Origin of the sequence: Dyella japonica A8 (assembly GCF_000725385.1) — a bacterium.
In the GTDB taxonomy this organism is placed as follows: Bacteria; Pseudomonadota; Gammaproteobacteria; order Xanthomonadales; family Rhodanobacteraceae; genus Dyella; species Dyella japonica_C.
Map to the genome: position 1 here is coordinate 4,191,696 of NZ_CP008884.1, position 19,075 is coordinate 4,210,770.

The window sequence follows — 19,075 nt, forward strand, 5'->3', positions numbered from 1 at the left end:
ACGAGGAACGCATGAGCCAGGATTCACTCAAGGCACGCGCCGCCGCACTGCTCGAACATGCCGGCATCCGCCTCGACGGATCACGCCCCACCGACATGCTCGTGCATGACGAACGCGTTTACGCGCGCGTGTTTGCGCACGGCTCGCTGGGCCTGGGCGAAAGCTACATGGACGGCTGGTGGGACAGCGAGGACCTCTCGGGCATGTTCACCCGCATCCTGGGCGCGCAGCTGGACGGTGAGCTGAAAACACTGGACACGCTGCTGGCGCACCTGAAGGCGCGCTTCATCAACCTGCAGCGCGGCGAGCACGCCTTCGAGATCGGCCGGGCACACTATGACCTGGGCAACGACCTGTTCCAGGCCATGCTTGGCAAGTGGATGGTGTACTCGTGCGGTTATTGGGCACAGGCAAACAACCTGGACGACGCGCAGGAAGCCAAGCTCGACCTGATCTGTCGCAAGTTGCGCCTCCGGCCCGGCCAGCGCGTACTGGACATCGGCTGCGGTTGGGGCGCGGCGCTGAAATACGCTACCGAACGTTATGGCGTGGAAGGCGTGGGCATCACCGTGTCCCAGCAGCAGGCAGCGTTTGCGCGCGAACTGTGCGATGGCCTGCCGGTAGACATTCGCCTGCAGGACTATCGCGAACTCGACGAACCGTTCGATGCCGTGTTCTCCATCGGCATGTTCGAACACGTGGGCGCGCTCAACTACCGCAAGTACTTCGAGGTGGCGCGACGCTGCCTGCGCGACAACGGCCTGTTCGTGCTCCACTCCATCGGCAGCAATGGCTCGCCCGGCCGGCCGGATCCGTGGATCGAGAAATACATCTTTCCCAACTCGATGATTCCCGCGGCCAGCCAGGTGGCCGAAGCCGTGCAGAACCTGTTCGTGGTGGAGGACTGGCACAACTTCGGCGCGGACTACGACCTGACACTGCAAGCCTGGCGGGCCAATTTCGATGCCGCGTGGCCGCGCTTGTCGAAGAACTACGACGATCGCTTCCGCCGCATGTGGCGCTTCTACCTGGCGGTGTCGGCAGCGGTATTCCGCAGCCGCCGTGACCAGCTCTGGCAACTGACGCTGAGCCCTCACGGCGTGCCCGGCGGCTATCGCGTCCCTCGCTGATTTCCCCGGACTTCCACCGGTTTTCGCTTGCAGCAGCGCGCTTTGCGCAGGATAGTTCGCACTTTGGCGGGTTCGATGGCCCCTGCCCCGCCACGCCACGTTGTCCGCCCAGATCCGGGAAGCCCCTTGAAGCTCTTTCGACCATTCGCCGCCGCGCTGGCCCTGAACCTGTTGCTCGCCACGGTGGCGATGGCCCAGCCCGGGCTCTGGGTGGCCAGGAACGACCACGCCACGGTTTACCTGTTCGGCACCGTGCACCTGCTGCCATCGGACACGAACTGGAAGTCTCCCGCACTGGACAAGGCGCTGGACGAGAGCCAACGCCTCAGCATCGAGATCGTCGATGACGACTCGGCCTCCATACAAACCCTGGTCATGCAGCACGGCCTGGACCTCAGCGAAACGCTGTCGAGCAAGCTCGACGAAAAAGATCGCGGCCAACTGGAGAAAGCCGCCGAAACCGCGAAGCTGCCTGGCGGCATGGCCGCGCTGCAGTCCATGCGCCCCTGGCTGGCCGCCCTGACCCTCACCATGGCGCCGCTGATGCAGGCCGGGCTGGACCCCAACCAGGGCGTCGACAAGTTGATCAAGGCGCGCATGCTGCAGGCCGGCAAGCCGGTCGACGGGCTGGAAACGGCCGAGAAGCAGATCCTGATGCTCGCCGACCTGCCTGAATCCATGCAGATGGACTTTCTGCGCCAGTCGTTCAAGGAAGTGGCGGAAGGCCCGGCCAAGCTGCACGAGTTGATCGACGCCTGGCGCAACGGCGACACCGCCGCCATCGCCCGCATGGAAGACGAAGACCTGCGCAAGGACAGCCCCGTGCTCTACCAGCGCCTGATCGTCGAGCGGAACCGGGCCTGGGCGAAGACCATCGCCGAGCGCATGCAGCAGCCCGGGGTGAGCTTTGTCGCCGTGGGCGCCGGCCACCTCGCTGGCCCCGACAGCCTGCAAGAGCAGTTGCGCAAGCTGGGCGTGAAGACCGAGCGCGTTCAGAACTGAAGGCCGGCCGCGCCATTCCCTTGTGGGAGCGCACCCTGTGCGCGACCGCGGAATCGCAGCAACCCTCTGTTGCTGGCTTTCGTGCTGCGACCGCCCGGCCTCAGCGCTCTGTCGGCTGTCGCGCACAGGGTGCGCTCCCACAGGGGCCGTGACCGCCGCCCCCTCGCCCCCCGATCCCCCTTTCTGGCACCATCCCCCGGTTAAGCGCGCCGCCCGCGCGCAGGCAAACGACGCAACCCCATGAATTTGCAAGCCAATTTTGAACAGATCCCGCTCAAGGAGTACGCCGAGCGGGCTTATCTCGATTACTCGATGTACGTGGTGCTGGATCGCGCCCTGCCCTTCGTAGGCGATGGCCTGAAGCCGGTGCAGCGTCGCATCGTCTACGCCATGAGCGAGCTGGGCCTGGCCGCGACCGCCAAGCCGAAGAAGTCCGCCCGCACCATCGGTGACGTGATCGGCAAGTTCCATCCGCACGGCGATACCTCGTGCTACGAGGCGATGGTGCTTATGGCCCAGCCGTTCTCGTACCGCTACCCGCTGGTCGACGGCCAGGGCAACTTCGGCTCGCCGGACGACCCCAAGAGCTTCGCCGCGATGCGCTACACCGAGTCGCGCCTGAGCCCCATCGCCGAGGCGCTGCTGGGCGAGTTGGGCCAGGGCACGGTGGACTGGGTGCCGAACTTCGACGGCACGCTGGAAGAACCCAGCTGGCTGCCGGCGCGCGTGCCGCACGTGCTGCTCAACGGCTCCATGGGCATCGCCGTGGGCATGGCCACCGACATTCCCCCGCACAACCTGCGCGAAGTGGTGAGCGCGTGCATCCGCCTGCTGGATGACCCCGACGCCACCGTCGCCGACCTGTGCGAGCACATCCAGGGTCCGGATTACCCGACCGAAGCCGAGATCATCACGCCGCGCAACGAGTTGCTGGCGATGTACCAGAACGGCACCGGCTCGGTGCGTGCGCGCGCCGTGTACCACATGGACGAGCACAACATCGTCATCACCGCGCTGCCGCACCAGGTGAGCCCGTCCAAGATCCTCGAGCAGATCGCCGCGCAGATGCGCGCGAAGAAACTGCCGATGGTGGAAGACCTGCGCGACGAATCCGACCACGAGAACCCGATCCGCCTGGTGGTGGTGCCGCGCTCCAACCGCATCGACGCCGCCGAGGTGATGCAGCATCTCTTTGCCACGACGGACCTGGAAAAGAGCTTCCGCATCAATCTCAACATGATCGGCCTGGACGGCCGCCCGCAGGTGAAGGATCTCAAGCGGATCGTCTCTGAGTGGCTGCACTTCCGTACCGACACGGTGACGCGCCGCCTCAACCATCGCCTGGCCAAGGTCGAGCGCCGCCTGCACCTGTTGGAAGGTTTGCGCATCGCCTACCTCAACCTGGACGAAGTGATCCGCATCGTCCGCACCGAGGACGAGCCCAAGCCGGTGCTGATGGCCCGTTTCGGCCTCAGCGAAGAGCAGACCGACTACATCCTCGAAACCAAGCTGCGCCAGTTGGCCCGCCTCGAGGAAATGAAGATCAACGCCGAGCGCGATCAGCTCGAGGAAGAGCGCGCGCGCATCAACGTGCTGCTGAAGTCGCCGGCCAAGCTCAAGGGCCTGATCAAGGAAGAACTGCGCGCTGACGCCGCGAAGTTCGGCGACGACCGCCGCTCCCCGCTGGTGCAGCGCGAAGCCGCGCAAGCGCTGGACGAAAGCGCGCTGGTCGCCAGCGAGCCAGTCACCGTGGTGCTGAGCCAGAAGGGCTGGATCCGCGCCGCCAAGGGCCACGACGTCGACGCCGACGGCCTGAACTACCGCGAAGGCGACAGCCTGCTGGCCGCCGTGAAGGCGCGCACCACGCAGCAGATCGCCGTGATCGACTCCACCGGCCGCAGCTACTCCACGCCCGCGCACACGCTGCCGTCGGCACGCGGCAACGGCGACCCGCTCACCGGGCGCTTCAGCCCGCCGTCGGGCGCCAGCTTCGACGCGCTCACGGCCGGCGACAACGACACGCGTCTGATCCTGGCCACCGACCACGGCTATGGCTTCGTGACCCGCTTCGAGGCGCTCACCGGCCGCAACAAGGCCGGCAAGCAGATCATCACGCTGGGTGACGGCGCCAAGGTGTTGGCGCCACAGGTCAGCGCCGACCCGGCGCGCGACCGCATCGTGGTGGTCACCACCGAGGGCCATCTGCTGATGTTCTCGGTGGCTGAGCTGCCGGAACTGGACAAGGGCAAGGGCAACAAGCTGATCGACGTGCCCAAGGCCAAGCTGACGGCAGGCGTGAAGGTGGTCGGCATCGCCGTGGTCACCGAAGGCAAGGGCGAAGTCACGCTCTACGCCGGCCAGCGCAAGCTCACACTGAAATGGTCGAACCTGGTCGAGTACGGCGGCAGCCGAGCCACCCGAGGCGGCCTGCTGCCGCAGGGCCTGCGCCGGGTGGAGCGCATCGAGACCACCGGCTAAGGCCGGTCACTCCACCTGTGGGAGCGCACCCTGTGCGCGACTGGCTTACCGCAACGCCAAGTCGCGCACAGGGTGCGCTCCCACAGGAAAGCGGGAACTTCACCGCTTGACGGGCAATCCAAGACAACGTGTGCACACCGGCGACGGTGGCGCGTTATAAGCCCCAGGCTCCCGGAGTTTTTCCCATGAAGACCGTCCGCATCACCGCTTTCGTCGCCGCCAGCCTGCTCGCCGCGACGGCCTGGGCCCAGAGCAGCGAGCAGCCGCTCAACCTCAAGCTGCCGGCCAACCTGCCCGCTTCCAGCGCCAGCACGGCAGCCGCGAATACCGCCGCCCCCACCGACGCCGGCAAGGCCGCGTCCGGCGGTGCCCCGGCAAATAACGCACAGGCCAAGGCCACCGCCCCGGCCGGGGCCAAGACCGGCGCCTACACCAAGGATCCGCCCGGCACCTATTACGGCGACACCAGCGGAGCGCTTGGCGACACCCAGGCGGCGACCAGCGCCCAGCCGGCCGTGACCTGTGACGATGCCACCTACAACCAGCCGCAGGTCCATGGCGCCGTGACCACCGGCGTGGTGGCGGGCAACCACGTCAGTGGCAGCTACGGCGGCGCGGGCGTCACGCTTAGCCAGGCGTTCGGCAGCTGCGAGCACCCGACCGGCGGCATGAGCATTTCCGTCAGCGGCACCAAGGGGCATTTCGGCCACTGAGCCTGCCGGAAGCCAGGCTGAGGCCATTCGAAAACCTGTCGCCGCACCCTTCGTAGATGGCTGGGGCAGCGGCCCGACCGGTTCGACCTGCCCGTGAGGGCCGACAGGGCCGGCATTTTTATCAGACCTTTCCTAACCTTGGCGCCCAAAAGGTCGAAAGTTCTTGGAAAGGGTGGGCCCTCACACTGTTCCCATGGTTTACGGTCCTTTCCCCCCGCGCGCATCGCGCCGTCCCACCCCTGTCGCCTGCTGCACCGGAGCTCTCCAGTGATCCAGAACGTCGAGTTCCGCTATGAAGGCGGTCGCAGCGGTGTGCTGCTTATCCATGGCCTGACGGGTACCCCGACGGAGATGCGTCTCCTCGGCAAGGGGCTCAACCGCGCCGGCTATTCGGTCTACGGCATGCAGTTGGCGGGCCATTGCGGCGACGTCGACGACCTGCTGGCCACCGGCTGGAAGGATTGGTACGCCAGCGTGGAAGCCGCGGCGGAGAAGTACCGCCACGAGGTGGACCACCTGTTCGTGGCCGGCCTGTCCATGGGTGCCGTGCTGGCGCTCAAGCTCGCCGCCGAGCACCCGGAATGGGTGAAGGGCGTGGGCGTGTACGGCGCCACCTTCCGCTATGACGGCTGGGCGATTCCGTGGATCGGCAAGTTCTCCTTCCTGCTGCCGTTCCTGCACAAGTTCGGCATCGGCAAGCACCGCATGGTGCACGAGGGCGAACCGTACGGCATTCGCGACGAGCGCCTGCGCGCGCAGATCAGCGGCGCCATGCTGAGTGGTGACAGCGCCGCGGCTGGCCTGCCGGGCAACCCGTGGCCGTCGCTGGGCGAGATGTACAACATGGCGGCCGTGGTGAAGCGCGACCTGCCCCGCGTCACCGCGCCCTGCTTTATCGCCCACGCCACCGAGGACGACATCGCCAGCATCGAGAACGCCTACCTCGTGCAGCGTTCGGTGTCGGGTCCAGTGGAAACGCTGTGGCTGGAAGACAGCTACCACATGATCACGGTGGACCGGCAGCGTCGCCTGCTGACCGACCGTTCGGCGGAGTTCTTCCGCCAGATCGCCGCTACCTACGAACCTGCCGCCCGCGCTGCGGCCTGAGGACTCGCTGTGAGTCCTCTGGTGGTTGCGTTGTGGTTGCTCAACGTCACGCTCGACACCGTCGGCCAGCTCGCTTTCAAGGCGGCGGCCGGCGATCCGCGTGCGGGTGACGGCCTGGCACGCTGGAAGTACATGGCATCGCGCCCATGGATCTGGATCGGCGTGCTCTCTTACGTTGCCGAATTCCTGGTGTGGATCGCCTTCCTGTCGCTGGTCGATCTGTCCGAAGGCGTGCTGCTGGGCTCGATCAACATCGTGGTGATCATGATTGCCGGGCGCATCCTGTTCAAAGAAAAGCTCACGCCGCTGCGCGTGACCGGCATGCTGCTGGTAACGGCGGGCGTGGCCATCGTGGGCCTGGCGGGAGGCGGCTGAGATGACGAAGAACCTGGTTCGCTTCTACGCCATCGGCTTCACCATCCTGGTGCTGTTCGACACGCTGGTGCAGCTGAGCTTCAAGTACGCCGGCGACCATGCCTTCCCGCCCGAGGCGAACTGGGCGTGGATCGTGCGCGTGTTCGGTCATCCGTGGATCTACATCGCGGTGATCGGCTACATCGGCAACTTCTTCACCTGGATGACCCTGCTCAAGCATGCGCCGATTGGCCCCGCGTTCGCGGTGACCCATCTGGAAGTGGTGAGCGTGATGCTGTTCTCCGTGTGGCTGTTCCACGAGCCGCTGACCTTGGCGCGCGTGCTTGGCGCCGTGACCATCGTGGCGGGCATCGTCTGCTTGGCCTTTGCCGAGAGTGGTGCACATCCGGAAGGCGACGCGCCCACCGAAGCCAAGGGTGCGCTGGGCGTCACAGCGGGCGATTGACGATGTCTCGCGAGCTGCCGCCCACTGCTGGACTGCCGCTGCAACTGACCGATCTGTGGCCCGGCCGCGCGCCGTTCGCTGAGCGTGTCGCCGAATGGCTGGGTGTGGATCATCTGCAGCTTGAATGCTCCGGCACGGCGGCCATGGTGGTGGCACTGCGCGCCATGCATCGCCTGCGCCCGCAGCGCGATGAAGTGATCGTTCCCGCCTGGACCTGCCCACTGGTGGCGCTCGCCATCCATCGCGCCGGACTCAAGCTGCGCCTGTGCGACCTCGCGCCCGACCATTTCGACATGGACTTCGCGCAGCTTTGCGCGCTGGCCGGTCAACGGACGCTGGCCATCGTGCCCACACACCTGGCCGGGCGCGTGGCCGACGTCAATGCGGCGCTGGACGTGGCCCATCGCGTAGGCGCCTACGTCCTGGAGGACGCCGCTCAGGCGCTGGGCGCGAAGCAAGGCGGACGCACCGTCGGCCTGCTCGGCGATGCCGGCTTCTTCAGCCTTGCCGTGGGCAAGGGCCTCACCCTGTTCGAGGGCGGCCTGCTGCTGACGCGCGACCCGGTGCTGCGCGACGCCTTTGCCGCCAGCCATGACGCCACCATCCGCGCCGATGCAAAGATGGACTGGCAGCGCGCGCTGGAGCTGGTCGGCTACACGCTCGCCTATCGCCCGTCGCTGCTTTCACTGGCGTATGGACGTCCGCTGCGCAAGGCGCTCGCGGAAAATGACCCCGTCGCCGCGGTGGGCGACGACTTTGGTCCCGATATCCCGCTGCATACGGTGAGCCACTGGCGCCAGGCCGTCGGCGCGCGAGCACTGCCCCGTCTGCCGGCCTTCCTTGATGCCACCCGCGGGCAGGCGCTGCGCCGCGTGGAACGCCTGCGCCGCATTCCCGGCATCACTGTGTTTCACGACGCGCCGGGGCAGCAAGGCGTGTGGCCGTTCCTGCTGCTCACGCTGCCGGACGAAGCTCGACGCGATGCGGCGCTGGCAAGCCTGTGGACCACGGGGGTCGGCGTCAGCCGCCTGTTCATCCACGCCCTGCCCGACTACGGCTACCTGCGCGACATCGCCGCCGATATGCCGCTGCCCAACGCGCGCAGCTTCGCGGCGCGTTCGCTCACCATCACCAACAGCCCGTGGCTGGACGAGGCGACGTTCGAGTCGATCTGCGTCGAACTGGAACGCGCCGTCGGCTGACGCGCGCTCAATGCAAGGGCGGCTCGTGGTTCTCCGGCCGCCTGCCCGTCGACAGGAACAGCAGCACGCCCACGGCCAGCCCCAGGCACGGCCCGACCAAGCCCATCCCCATGCCCGTGGGCACGAACACCCCCATCACCACTACGGCATTGGATGCCGCGTGCATGAGCACGCACAGCAAGATGCTCCGCGTATGGGTGTACAACCAGCCCAGCAACAGCGCCATGCCGAACTCGCCCGCCAGGAACAACGCAAAGTTGGCGTGGTACTGCGCCACGCCCGGCAGGAAGAACAGTGGCAGGTGCCATAGCGCCCAGACCGGGGCGATCAGCAAGGCCGCGCGCAGGGGGCCGATGCTGCGCGCCCATTCGTCCTGTGTGATGCCACGCCAGCCGAATTCCTCCAGCCCGCCACCGACAATCGTCATGAGCAGATAGAGGGGAAACAGGTACCACGCCTTGAAGCTCACCGCCGCGCCTAGCGCCGGCTTCAACGCCACCGCGATGCCGATGGCAACGAAACCCAGCATCGCCGGCAAGCCCAGCGCCAGCAGATACCACACGGGCCGTACGCGCCAATGCAGCACGCGGCGGTTGAACTCGCTCACCGGAGCCTGGCTCCGGGTGCGCCATACAGCGATATATGCAGCGATGGTCGGCCCCAGCCCGCCCAGCACATACAGCGACATGTACGGCCATGTCCCGTAGCGGGCGACCTGCTGTTGCGCCAGCACCACCAGGATGCCCCACGCCAGCCAGGTAATGCCGAAGGCGCTCGCGAGATACACCAGTGCGCGGCGGCTGGCAGGAAAATGCTCGGTCATGGGTTGGCATCGCTTCGGACCATGCCGGAACGAGCCGGCTCTCGACACGTTTGCAATACCCGGCCGACGCCACACCGCGTGCCGGCCAGCAAGGGCGATGGTGGTTGCCCTGGTTTACACGCTGCTTTCTGCAATGGCCGCCAACAGGCGCGTGTTGAACGCCCGCTGCTGCGCCTGCCATGCATCCAGTTCGCTCTGCGGCACCGGCTCCTGCCCATCCATGCCGCTCAACATGCGTTTCCACCACGTGCGGTACTGGTAGGCGGAAACCTCGCCATTGATGTCGCTGGCGACGATGCGGCCACGCAGCGCCTCGATGATGGCCATGGCGTGCGACTCTTCGAGCCGCCCCTGGTCCCAGTTGGTGCGTGCGGTGTCGACGCTGAAGGCGTCCTTGTCGATCGACAGATAGGTCGGCTGCGGGGCCTGCTTGAGCTGCTTCACGAACGCGCAGGTAAGCGCATCGGGATCGTCGAAGCGGCGGAAGGCATCGCTCAACCCCAGTTTCGCCGCCCAATCCACGTTCACGTCCATGCACCAGTAGGTGAGCTTGCCCGCCTGCAGCGGCCTCAGGTAGTTCTCCCACGCGTGCTTCGCGCCGATGTCACCCGAGGTGATGCCGACCACGTGCACGTGGGTCACGAACGGCAGCATGGCCACGCGGCGCACCCACGAACCGCAATGGATGCCCCACGGAAAGCGCATGTTGTCCGGATGGTTGTCGAACACCACCAGCTGGAACGGCCCGCGCGCGCGCTGGCGCTGCACCAGCGGCCAGGTGAGATGGTGGTAGTCGCCCGACCCCATCAGCACCGTGCCGTAGTTCGCCGGCAGCTGTTCATCCAGGTACGCGCGCAGGCGATTGAACGTGCGCAGCGTGCAGCCGAAGCGGATCGCTTCCTGCCAGTCGTTCAACGCAACCGTGGTCGCGCCCGGGATCGCCCCGACCGAGTTGTCGAAATCCAGGACCAGCGGTTCACGCCTGTTCATTCGCTGCCCATTGGCTGTCGCTTTCGAAGAATTTGCCCAGCTTGCGCGCGGCCGCCCTCAACAAGGGATTGCGCAGGTAAATCGCATGTCGCGTCAGGGTGAATTGTGCACCCAGATACGACTTGACCTGCGGATCGGTCCAGCCGGCCACGTAGTGCGTAAGGCCCTGTTCACGCGCAAAGGCCAGGTTGTGGAACCAGCTGGTGAAATACAGGTTCTGCTCGCGTGCCTGCGGATAGGCGAACCCGACGTACTTGTCGATCAGTTTGCCATCCACCACGAAGCAGAGGTTCCAGCCGATCATATCGCCCTGATGACGGTACACGAACACTACGCCGCCATTTGCCGTGTCGCGCAGCACCGCCGCAAAGAAGTCGCGACTGAGCTTGTCGAAGTGGATCTCGCTCTGCGCGTAGACGTTCTCGTACAGCGCGTAATAGGCGTCGATCACCGCATCGTCGTTGAACATGGCCTCACCGCAACGCACCGACTCCACCACTACGTCGTCGCGCTTGCGCAGCTTGCGGCGGATATCCTTGCGGCGCCCCGAGGACAAGCGCGCGAGGTATTCGTCTTCGCTCTGGAAATCGATCGGCACGTAGGCCAGTGCCTGACCCTCCAGCAGCACGAAGCCGGCCGATGCGCAGGCATCCGCGAAATGCCGGCACCAGTCGCCCGTGGCGGCATCGAACAGCGGCGAGGCCTGCGGGATGTCCTTCACGATCATCAGGCGCTGACGCCGACCCAACTGGTCGCGCAGGGCCTTGGCCAGATCGTCCGGGCGTGCATCGCGGGGAAACAGCGCGTACTCCGACACCGTGGTTCCCACGAAAGCGGTACGCCAGCGCAGCAGGCGCCCCCACCAGCGGTAACCGGGCGCACCGGTGACTTTCTTCCGTGCGTCGTCGTCGGCCGTGGTCAACAGGTCGAACGGCGCCACGAAGGCCGGGGTACCCGCGACCTGCATCACGCTGAAATCAATAGGGGGATGTTCCGCGAACCGGGCGACCAGTGCGTCCGGCTCGAGCTGATTGAGGTACCGCACGCGACAGTCCCACGGGTCATAAGCCCATAGGATACGACGGCCCGCCCGGCCAGGCACGGTCAGCCGCCCTTTTCCTTAGGAAAAGACTGGTGAAAGGCGTGAGGGGGAGCATGAAACGCGCTGACACTTGAGGTGGCGTTCTGGACTTTGTCCTGACGGTTCGTCAGGCTTGGGAAGCGGCATCCGGGGGGATGCCGCGCGACCCGACGCCATGGGAACCAGGAAAGCACACATGAGCAACGTTCAGCAGGAAACTTTCGACATCATCGCCAAGCAGGCCAAGATCGAGCTGGACACGATCAAGCCGGAGTCGACCCTGAAGGATCTGGGTATCGCCTCCCTGGACGCCATCGAGGTGATCTTCGACATCGAAGAACACTTCAACATCAACCTGCCCAACGAAGATACCGATTTCGACAACGGCACCGTCGGCCAGCTCGTCGAAGCCATCGAGCGCCAGCTCGCCCAGAAGACCAGCGAATAATCCATGCGCCGCATCGTGATCACCGGCATGGGCGCCATCTGCGCGCTCGGCCACGACGCGCCTTCCGTGTGGAAGGCGATGACCGAGGGTCGGTGCGGGATCGGCCCCATCCATCACATCCAGCCGGGACAGCTGCGTAACGGCGGCATCGCGGCGGAGGTGGTGGATTACGACCCCGCCAATTTTTTCGATGACGCCCGCCGCGCGCTGCTGGATCCTTTCAGCGAGTACGCGCTCATTGCCGCCAACGAGGCGATCCGCCAGTCGGGGATCCGCTTCGAGGGCGAAGCGGGGGCCCGCACGGCGGTGGTCATCGGCACGGGCGCGGGCGGCGAAACCACGCGCGACGATCTCTACGAACGCCTGTACGGTGAACACCAAGGCCGCTTCCACCCGCTCGGCATCGTGCGCATGATGATGAACGCGCCCGCCAGCCAGGTAAGCATGGTGCACGGCATCACCGGACCGGCTTTCGTGGTGGCCAGCGCCTGTGCATCGTCCAACCATGCGTTCGCGCAGGCCGCGATGATGATCCGCTCCGGCATGGTCGACGCCGCCGTGGTGGGGGGCACCGAGGCCTGCATCACCCTCGGCACGCTGCGCGCATGGGAAGCCATGCGCGTGCTTGCCCCGGATACCTGCCGCCCCTTCAGCAAGGGCCGCCGCGGCCTGGTGCTCGGCGAAGGCGCGGCCATGTATGTCATCGAAACGCTGGAGTCGGCGCAGAAGCGCGGCGCCGAGATCATCTGCGAGCTGGTGGGCACCGGCATGAGTTCGGATGCCGGCGATATCGCCGCTCCATCCGATATCGGCGCGGCGGCGGCGATGAACATGGCACTGCGTGATGGCGGCCTGTCGCCGCAGGACGTGGATTACGTCAATGCGCATGGCACGGGCACCGTTGCCAATGACAGCACCGAGACGCGCGCCATCCATCGCGTGTTTGGCGAGCATGCGCGCGAGATGCTGATTTCATCCACCAAGTCCATGCACGGCCATGCGCTGGGCGCGGGTGGTGCGCTGGAGTTGGTGGCGGCCATTGGCGCGATCCACGACGGGATCATTCCGCCGACGATCAATTACCTGGAGCCGGATCCGGCCTGTGATCTCGACTATGTGCCGAATGTGGCACGCGAGAAGAAGGTGGACGCGGCGATCAGCAATTCGTTTGCGTTTGGTGGGTTGAATGCGGTGGTGGCGGTGAGGCGCATGGCCTGATGTTGCTGCAGCCCCTCTTCCCGCTGGAGCATGCGGGGAGTAGCCATGGATGGCTGCGGTTGTTGGGGGCGAGGAGAGGGTTGGGGTGAGGGGCAACCTCGCCTCACGGTTCCATCAGCACCGTCATTCCCGCGAAAGCGGGAATCCAGTGACTTTGCTCTCGGCCTTCGGAGTTGGCGATACCGCGATCGGGCCGCTTGCGCAGCGGGCGTTTCGACCTTCTGCCGACGACGCGAAGCTAGTCCCGTGGGAAGGCCGAGTCACTTTTCTTTTGCTGGCCCACGCACGTGCAGGAGCACGTGCGAACGGCGAAGCCGGCCCGAAGGGCGCAGGGCAGGATGCCCGGAGTCAAAGAAAAGTAACCCAAAGAAAATGGCCTAGAGAGCCAGAGCTGGCAGCATGTCGTGGGGATAAGCCCGAACGCTTGAGGCAGGTTGTTGCTTAGCAACCTTCGCCTCTACACAACGGGTACTTCCAAGCGCTTCGCAACGCGCCAAGGCGATGAGGACTTAAAGCGGCACATCGCTTCGCTTTGGCGCAATCGGGACGCGGGCCGCCGCCCGCTTTTCTGTGGGAGCGCACCCTGTGCGCGACAACCTAACGGAGCGGAGATCACAAGACGCCCCAGTCGCGCACAAGGTGCGCTCCCACAAGGGGCTCGCCTCTTTGGAGGCTCCGCCAACAACGCGGGTTCTTGCTTCGGCTTTTAGCTTTTAGCTTCTGGCTCCGGCCTTGGTTTTGGCTCTTGATCTCCCGGGTCCCCGTATGACGCGGCGGGCGGATGGAGGAATAGCCCGAAGGGTGGCTCGCAGGGATGCGAGCCAGTTTGGCGTCAGGGCAGGATGCCCTGTCGACAAACCCCGCAACCCGTCCGCGAACCTTCTGGGCCAAAGGCCCGGAAGGCGCGTCATCCGGGGGGCCCTTTCTTTGGGTTACTTTTCTTTACTCCGGGCATCCTGCCCTCCACCCTTCGGGCCGGCTTCGCCGTTCGCATGCGCTCCTGCGCATGCGTGGGCAAGCAAAGAAAAGTGACCCGGCCTCCGGCAGGAGGGCGGAACGCCCGCCGCGTAGGCGGCCAGATCGCGGTCACGTCCGAGGCGACAACCGACCACTACCGTTACTGGATCCTGGCCCTTGCCCCCTTTTCGGGGTGCGCCGGGATGACGGCTAAAGAACGAGGCGGTGAGGTGGCATTGCCCCTCGCCAAAGGGACCAGGGAGCAGACCCAAGCACCTCGGATGCATCACGCCGCCCCTCCCTCACACCCCAAGGAGAAACCAACTCACCCAACCCCCACCAGCAGCGGCAAGATCGACTCCCGACTCAACCGCGCTATCGGCAAATCCCCCAACGCCGACGGATCCACCCAACATATCCCCTCAATCTCCGCCTGCGCGACGAACGGTCCCTTGGCCTTCACCTCGTAGACCTCGGCCTCAACCACATGCCCCGGCTCATTGGCCGCTGCCGCACTGAAGCAACCCAGCCATTGCGCCCCTTCGCGCTGCATGCGACAGCCCAGTTCCTCATGCAATTCGCGCGCAAGCGTATGCAGGTCGTCACCATCATCCGCGTCGCGCTTGCCGCCTGGCTGCTGCCACACCGCGGCACCACGCTTGCGCACCAGTAGCACCCTACCCTGCCCGTCCCGGATCACCGCCGCGACGATCCGGATGAGCTTCCCGCTGCTCACAGCCGCGAATACGCCCACGACTGCATGCGGCCATCCTGGTACGGCATCACGCCGTGGAACGGTCGCGGATCGCCATCGAACACCAGCGGCAGGAAGTGGCGGTCGCCCTCCCACATGGGCAGGTCCATCAGGCGATCGACCGGCACCCATTCCAGCGTGCCTTCGGGGTTGGCGGTGAGCGGCGTGCCGCTGTAGCGGTCGATGATGAAGATGAAACCCAGCCAGTCTTCGCCCTGCTTACCGAAGCCGGGCCAGTTGAGCGTGCCGCGCAGGGACATGGACTCACAGGTGATGCCGGCTTCTTCGAGGATCTCGCGGCGCATGCAGGCGGCGATGTCTTCGCCGGGCTCCATCTTGCCGCCCAGTCCGTTGTATTTGCCCAGGTGCATGTCGTCGGGCCGCGAGTTGCGGTGGATCATGAGGACTTGCCGACGATCCGGCGACAGCACATAGCCGAGGGTCGCGACGATGGGGGTGTAAGGCATCGGTTCGCTTGCGGTTGCGGGGAAAGTGGCCAGTATAGTCAGGCCCGGCGTCAGAGGTTCTGCGCGATGCGCCACAGCACGCCGCTCGGGTCGGTCAATGCGAAATCGCGCATGCGCCAGGGCTGGTCCCGTGGCGGAACGGACCGCACGCCGTAGCGTTCGATGACACCACTGGCCTGCACGTGAGCCCACCAGGCATCCACGTCCGCCACCAGCAGGTGCATCATGAAATTCGCCGCCAGTTCCTCGACATAGAAATTCTGCAGCAGGAAGCTGGTATCCCCGTGCCTGAAATAGGTGAGGTCCTGGTCGGACCAGCCCTGCTCGAAGCCCAGGTCGCCATAGAACGCCTGGCTCAGCGCGTAATCCCGCGCCGGCACAAAGGCCTTGATCTCCACCGTTTCCAGACCGTGCATGCGCCAGTTCCTTGCCCATGGGGATGGCCTGGCATCCTATCGCTCTTCGTTTCTTGAATCATGGGTCGTTCCGGACTTGCGCACGCCCGGCCCGGGCGGCGACCATCGCCTTATGTCCACCGCTCCAGACCGCCCGCCGTCCCGTCCGCGCTTCCTGCCGTGCTGGCTGCTGCTGGCCGCCGCGCTGGCGACCGGTTGCGACCGGCAGGCGCAGCCTGTGGCCAGCAAGGAGCAGGTGTTCGAGAACCAGAACTTCCGCGTGGTCCGTATCGACCTCAAGCGCGAGACGTTGAGCCTGCACTGGAAAGACCCGGACAGCGGCGAGGCTTTCGGCACCATCAACGCGCTGCGCCAGTGGGGCATGGCACACAACCGTCGCATGCTGTTCGCCGCCAACGCCGGCATCTACGACCGCCAGTTTGCACCGCTGGGCCTGTACGTGGAGAACGGCAAGACGTCGGTGCCGCTGAACCTTGCGCACGGCAATCCCGCCTCGGGCAATTTTTCGCTGCTGCCCAACGGCGTGTTTGCCATCTATCCCGATGGACACGCCGACGTGCAGACCAGCGCAGCATTCAAGGCCGCCGGAAAGCCCGCGCAATGGGCCAGCCAGTCCGGGCCCATGCTGGTGATCGATGGCAAGCTCAACGACCAGTTCATCGACGACTCCAACAGCCTCAAGTGGCGCAGCGGCGTGTGCGCGAAAACCCCGCACCAGGTCGTGTTCGCGGTCAGCGAGGCACCGGTGAATTTCCATACGTTTGCGCGGCTGTTCAAGGAAGAGCTCGGCTGCCGCAATGCGCTGTACCTGGACGGCACCATTTCGCAGTTCTACGTGGAAGGCGAAGGCTATGCCGGCGCGCCCACGTTCATGGTGAAGCCCTACGCCGGCATTTTCGCGGTGTTTACCCAACCTACGCCCTGACCGAGCCTGTTGGCGGTCCCCTTCCATCTTCCGGAACAAGCCCATCGCGCCATGACCGACCGTCGACGTTTTCGCTGGCTTCGTACTCTTGTCGGAATCCTGCTGATCCTGGTGCTGGGCCTGTGCATCGCCGGCTGGTATGTGCTGGCCGGCAGCCACGCACAGCTCGATGGCGAGGTGAAACTGCAAGGCATCGGCGACGCCGTGACGATCACGCGCGATGCACTGGGCACCACCACATTCCAGGGCAAGAGTCGCGACGACATCACCTACGCCATGGGCTACGTGCATGCGCAGGAGCGCTTCTTCGCCATGGACCTGATGCGCCGCCTGCCTGCGGGCGAGCTGTCGGAACTGGTGGGCGCCAAGGCGCTGGACACCGACGTCAACCATCGCCGCCATCGCCTGCGCAGCGTGGCGCAGGCCGCCTATGCGGCCCTGCCGCCGGAACAGAAGCGCACCCTCGATCTGTATGCCGCGGGCGTCAACGCGGGCCTCGCGCACTTGCACGTGAAGCCGTGGGAATACCTGCTGCTCAACGCGACGCCGCAGCCCTGGCGCGCGGAAGACTCCTTCCTGGTCATCGCAGCGATGTATCTGGACCTCAATGGCGATGGCCGCAACGAGCGTGAACTGCACATGGCGGAACTGCGCGATGTCCTGCCTGCCCCGGTCGCCGATTTCCTGCTGTCGCCCGATCCCGACTGGGAGGCACCCCTGCAAGGCGATCTCTCGCGCCCGCCGGTGATTCCCGGCGTCGACGCGTTCGATCTGCGCAAGGGCGCACCGGTAACCGGCGGCGACAAGAGCGCGATGACGGCCGCCCTGCTTCCCGCGCTGGACGCGGCACGCCCGGGCAGCAACAACTTTGCGGTCGCCGGCAGCCTCACCGACACGGGTGCCGCCATTGTCGCCAACGACATGCATCTGACCCTGCGCGTGCCCAACATCTGGTTCCGCGCGCGCCTGCGCTATGCCGACGCCACCGCGCCCGGCGGCCAGCGCGACGCCAACGGTGTGTCACTGCCGGGCACGCCGGCACTGGTGGTCGGCTCCAACGGCCAGGTCGCCTGGGGCTTCACCAACAGCTACGGCGACTGGAGCGACTGGGTACGCGTGCAGCGCGACCCGCAGGACGCCTCGCGCTACAAGGTGCCCGAGGGCTGGGCTGGCATCGAGGCGCATGACGAGGTCATCCACATCAAGGACGCCCCCGATCACACGCTGAAGGTGGAAACCACGCGCTGGGGGCCGGTCATGGCGAAGGACGTGGATGGCACGCCGCTGGCGCTGGCGTGGATTGGCGACCGCCCGCATGGCTACAACCTGGGCGTGATGCAGTTGGAACACGCCGCCAGCGCGCATGCCGCGCTCGACCTTGCCCACGACATGGGCATGCCGCCGCAAAACCTGCTGGCCGGCGACAGTGCCGGCCACATCGGCTGGACGGTGACTGGCACCTGCATTCCGCTGCGCAAGGGTTTCGACCCGTCGCTGCCGGCGGACTGGTCCGCCGCCGATACCGGCTGGACGGGTTGCGCCGACGCCTCGCAGTATCCGCGCATCGAAGATCCCGCCGATGGCCGCCTGTGGACGGCCAACAACCGCACCGTGGACGGCGCCGAACTCGACTTGCTGGGCAATGGCGGCCACGACCTGGGCGCGCGCGCGCAACAGATCCGCGACGATTTGCGTGGCCGCAACAGTTTCACGCCGGGCAACCTGCTCGACATCCAGTTGGACAACCGCGCGGTGCTGCTTACGCGCTGGCAGCGACTGCTGCAGGACACGCTGGCCGGCACGCATGATCCGGAACTGGAGCAACTGCGCCAGCTCACGGCCACGTGGATCGGCCGCGCCTCGGTCGAAAGCGTCGACTACCGCCTGGTGCGTGCCTTCCGCGACAAGGTGAAGGAGAAGGTCCTGGCCCCGTTCGTGGCCCAGGTGAAAGCCAAACACGATGACTTTGCCTGGCCCGGCCTGGTGGATGCGGAAGCCGCCGTGTGGATGATGGTGCGCGAGCGCCCGGTGAACCTGCTCGACCCCAAGTACGACAACTGGAATGCGCTGCTCAACGCCGCCGCCCGCGAGGTGGCCGATGACCTCGGCAAGCAACCCGGCGGCCTCGCCGCACGCACCTGGGGTGAAACCAACCGCACGGCAATCCGCCATCCGCTGTCGCGCGCCCTGCCGGGCTTCATCGGCCGCTTCCTCGACATGCCGGATGAGCCCCTGCCCGGCGACCACAACATGCCGCGCGTCGTCTCGCCGGGCTTTGGCGCATCGGAGCGCCTCGACGCCATGCCCGGCCACGAGGCGCAAAGCATCCTGCACATGCCGGGCGGCCAGAGCGACAACCCGTTGTCGCCGTTTCATGGCGCGGGCGAGGATGACTGGGTAAATGGACGTCCAACACCTTTGTTGCCGGGACCGGACCGGCACACGCTGACCCTGCTGCCCGCCAGTGAGTAAACAAAAAGAGCCGCCCCAGGGCGGCTCTTTTCATGGCTGCGGCGAAAGCGGGATGACCCCGGCGACAGCATC

Annotated in this window: 18 protein-coding genes; 12 read left to right on the top strand and 6 right to left on the bottom strand. The window is 66.0% G+C overall.

The window, feature by feature from the left end; genetic code table 11:
* The first annotated feature begins 11 nt into the window (after positions 1–11).
* From cfa to HY57_RS17750, 8 genes are all read left to right on the top strand, one after another.
* Positions 12–1,130, top strand: coding sequence for a cyclopropane fatty acyl phospholipid synthase (gene cfa / locus HY57_RS17715; RefSeq protein ID WP_019464840.1), 1,119 nt, complete (start codon positions 12–14; stop codon positions 1,128–1,130).
* Positions 1,131–1,256: 126 nt separating this feature from the next.
* Positions 1,257–2,132, top strand: coding sequence for a TraB/GumN family protein (locus HY57_RS17720; RefSeq protein ID WP_019464839.1), 876 nt, complete (start codon positions 1,257–1,259; stop codon positions 2,130–2,132).
* Positions 2,133–2,372: 240 nt separating this feature from the next.
* Positions 2,373–4,610 (top strand): DNA topoisomerase IV subunit A, encoded by a 2,238-nt coding sequence (gene parC, locus HY57_RS17725; protein ID WP_019464838.1) that lies wholly within the window; start codon positions 2,373–2,375, stop codon positions 4,608–4,610.
* Positions 4,611–4,795: 185 nt separating this feature from the next.
* Positions 4,796–5,323 (top strand): hypothetical protein, encoded by a 528-nt coding sequence (locus HY57_RS17730; protein WP_019464837.1) that lies wholly within the window; start codon positions 4,796–4,798, stop codon positions 5,321–5,323.
* 267 nt (positions 5,324–5,590) lie between these two features.
* Positions 5,591–6,430, top strand: coding sequence for an alpha/beta hydrolase (locus tag HY57_RS17735; protein WP_019464836.1), 840 nt, complete (start codon positions 5,591–5,593; stop codon positions 6,428–6,430).
* A gap of 9 nt (positions 6,431–6,439) precedes the next feature.
* The gene (locus HY57_RS17740; RefSeq protein WP_026033850.1) at positions 6,440–6,805 is read left to right on the top strand and encodes an EamA family transporter; all 366 of its coding nucleotides are present in this window, start codon (positions 6,440–6,442) and stop codon (positions 6,803–6,805) included.
* A gap of 1 nt (position 6,806) precedes the next feature.
* Positions 6,807–7,250, top strand: coding sequence for an EamA family transporter (locus HY57_RS17745; RefSeq protein WP_019464834.1), 444 nt, complete (start codon positions 6,807–6,809; stop codon positions 7,248–7,250).
* 2 nt (positions 7,251–7,252) lie between these two features.
* On the top strand, positions 7,253–8,452 hold the full coding sequence (locus HY57_RS17750; RefSeq protein WP_019464833.1) for a DegT/DnrJ/EryC1/StrS family aminotransferase: 1,200 nt from the start codon (positions 7,253–7,255) through the stop codon (positions 8,450–8,452).
* A gap of 7 nt (positions 8,453–8,459) precedes the next feature.
* Here HY57_RS17750 and HY57_RS17755 read toward each other — a convergent pair whose 3' ends face one another.
* The 3 genes from HY57_RS17755 to HY57_RS17765 form a co-directional block, all read right to left on the bottom strand.
* Entirely contained in the window at positions 8,460–9,275 is an 816-nt protein-coding gene (locus HY57_RS17755; protein ID WP_019464832.1) for a type II CAAX endopeptidase family protein, read from the bottom strand.
* 114 nt (positions 9,276–9,389) lie between these two features.
* Entirely contained in the window at positions 9,390–10,265 is an 876-nt protein-coding gene (locus tag HY57_RS17760) for a hypothetical protein (protein WP_019464831.1), read from the bottom strand.
* Positions 10,252–11,310, bottom strand: coding sequence for a GNAT family N-acetyltransferase (locus tag HY57_RS17765; RefSeq protein ID WP_019464830.1), 1,059 nt, complete (start codon positions 11,308–11,310; stop codon positions 10,252–10,254). The genes HY57_RS17760 and HY57_RS17765 overlap by 14 nt, the downstream gene beginning before the upstream one ends.
* 232 nt (positions 11,311–11,542) lie before the next feature.
* Between HY57_RS17765 and HY57_RS17770 the strand changes: the two genes are divergently transcribed.
* Positions 11,543–11,794 carry an acyl carrier protein gene (locus tag HY57_RS17770; RefSeq protein ID WP_019464829.1) on the top strand — a complete coding sequence of 84 codons (252 nt, stop codon included), beginning with the start codon at positions 11,543–11,545 and terminating at the stop codon, positions 11,792–11,794.
* A gap of 3 nt (positions 11,795–11,797) precedes the next feature.
* On the top strand, positions 11,798–13,012 hold the full coding sequence (locus HY57_RS17775) for a beta-ketoacyl-[acyl-carrier-protein] synthase family protein (protein WP_019464828.1): 1,215 nt from the start codon (positions 11,798–11,800) through the stop codon (positions 13,010–13,012).
* A gap of 1,282 nt (positions 13,013–14,294) precedes the next feature.
* Here HY57_RS17775 and HY57_RS17780 read toward each other — a convergent pair.
* The 3 genes from HY57_RS17780 to HY57_RS17790 are packed head-to-tail and all read right to left on the bottom strand — an operon-like array spanning position 14,295 to position 15,606.
* Positions 14,295–14,723 (bottom strand): NUDIX hydrolase, encoded by a 429-nt coding sequence (locus HY57_RS17780; protein WP_235186587.1) that lies wholly within the window; start codon positions 14,721–14,723, stop codon positions 14,295–14,297.
* Complete coding sequence (locus tag HY57_RS17785) at positions 14,702–15,190, bottom strand: NUDIX hydrolase (RefSeq protein WP_019463786.1); 489 nt, start codon at positions 15,188–15,190, stop codon at positions 14,702–14,704. The genes HY57_RS17780 and HY57_RS17785 overlap by 22 nt, the downstream gene beginning before the upstream one ends.
* Positions 15,191–15,240: 50 nt before the next feature.
* Positions 15,241–15,606 carry a VOC family protein gene (locus HY57_RS17790; RefSeq protein WP_019463787.1) on the bottom strand — a complete coding sequence of 122 codons (366 nt, stop codon included), beginning with the start codon at positions 15,604–15,606 and terminating at the stop codon, positions 15,241–15,243.
* Between the two features lie 112 nt (positions 15,607–15,718).
* Between HY57_RS17790 and HY57_RS17795 the strand changes: the two genes are divergently transcribed.
* Positions 15,719–16,531 carry a phosphodiester glycosidase family protein gene (locus HY57_RS17795; RefSeq protein WP_100218131.1) on the top strand — a complete coding sequence of 271 codons (813 nt, stop codon included), beginning with the start codon at positions 15,719–15,721 and terminating at the stop codon, positions 16,529–16,531.
* 51 nt (positions 16,532–16,582) lie between these two features.
* Complete coding sequence (locus HY57_RS17800) at positions 16,583–19,003, top strand: penicillin acylase family protein (RefSeq protein WP_019463789.1); 2,421 nt, start codon at positions 16,583–16,585, stop codon at positions 19,001–19,003.
* Positions 19,004–19,075 lie beyond the last annotated feature (72 nt).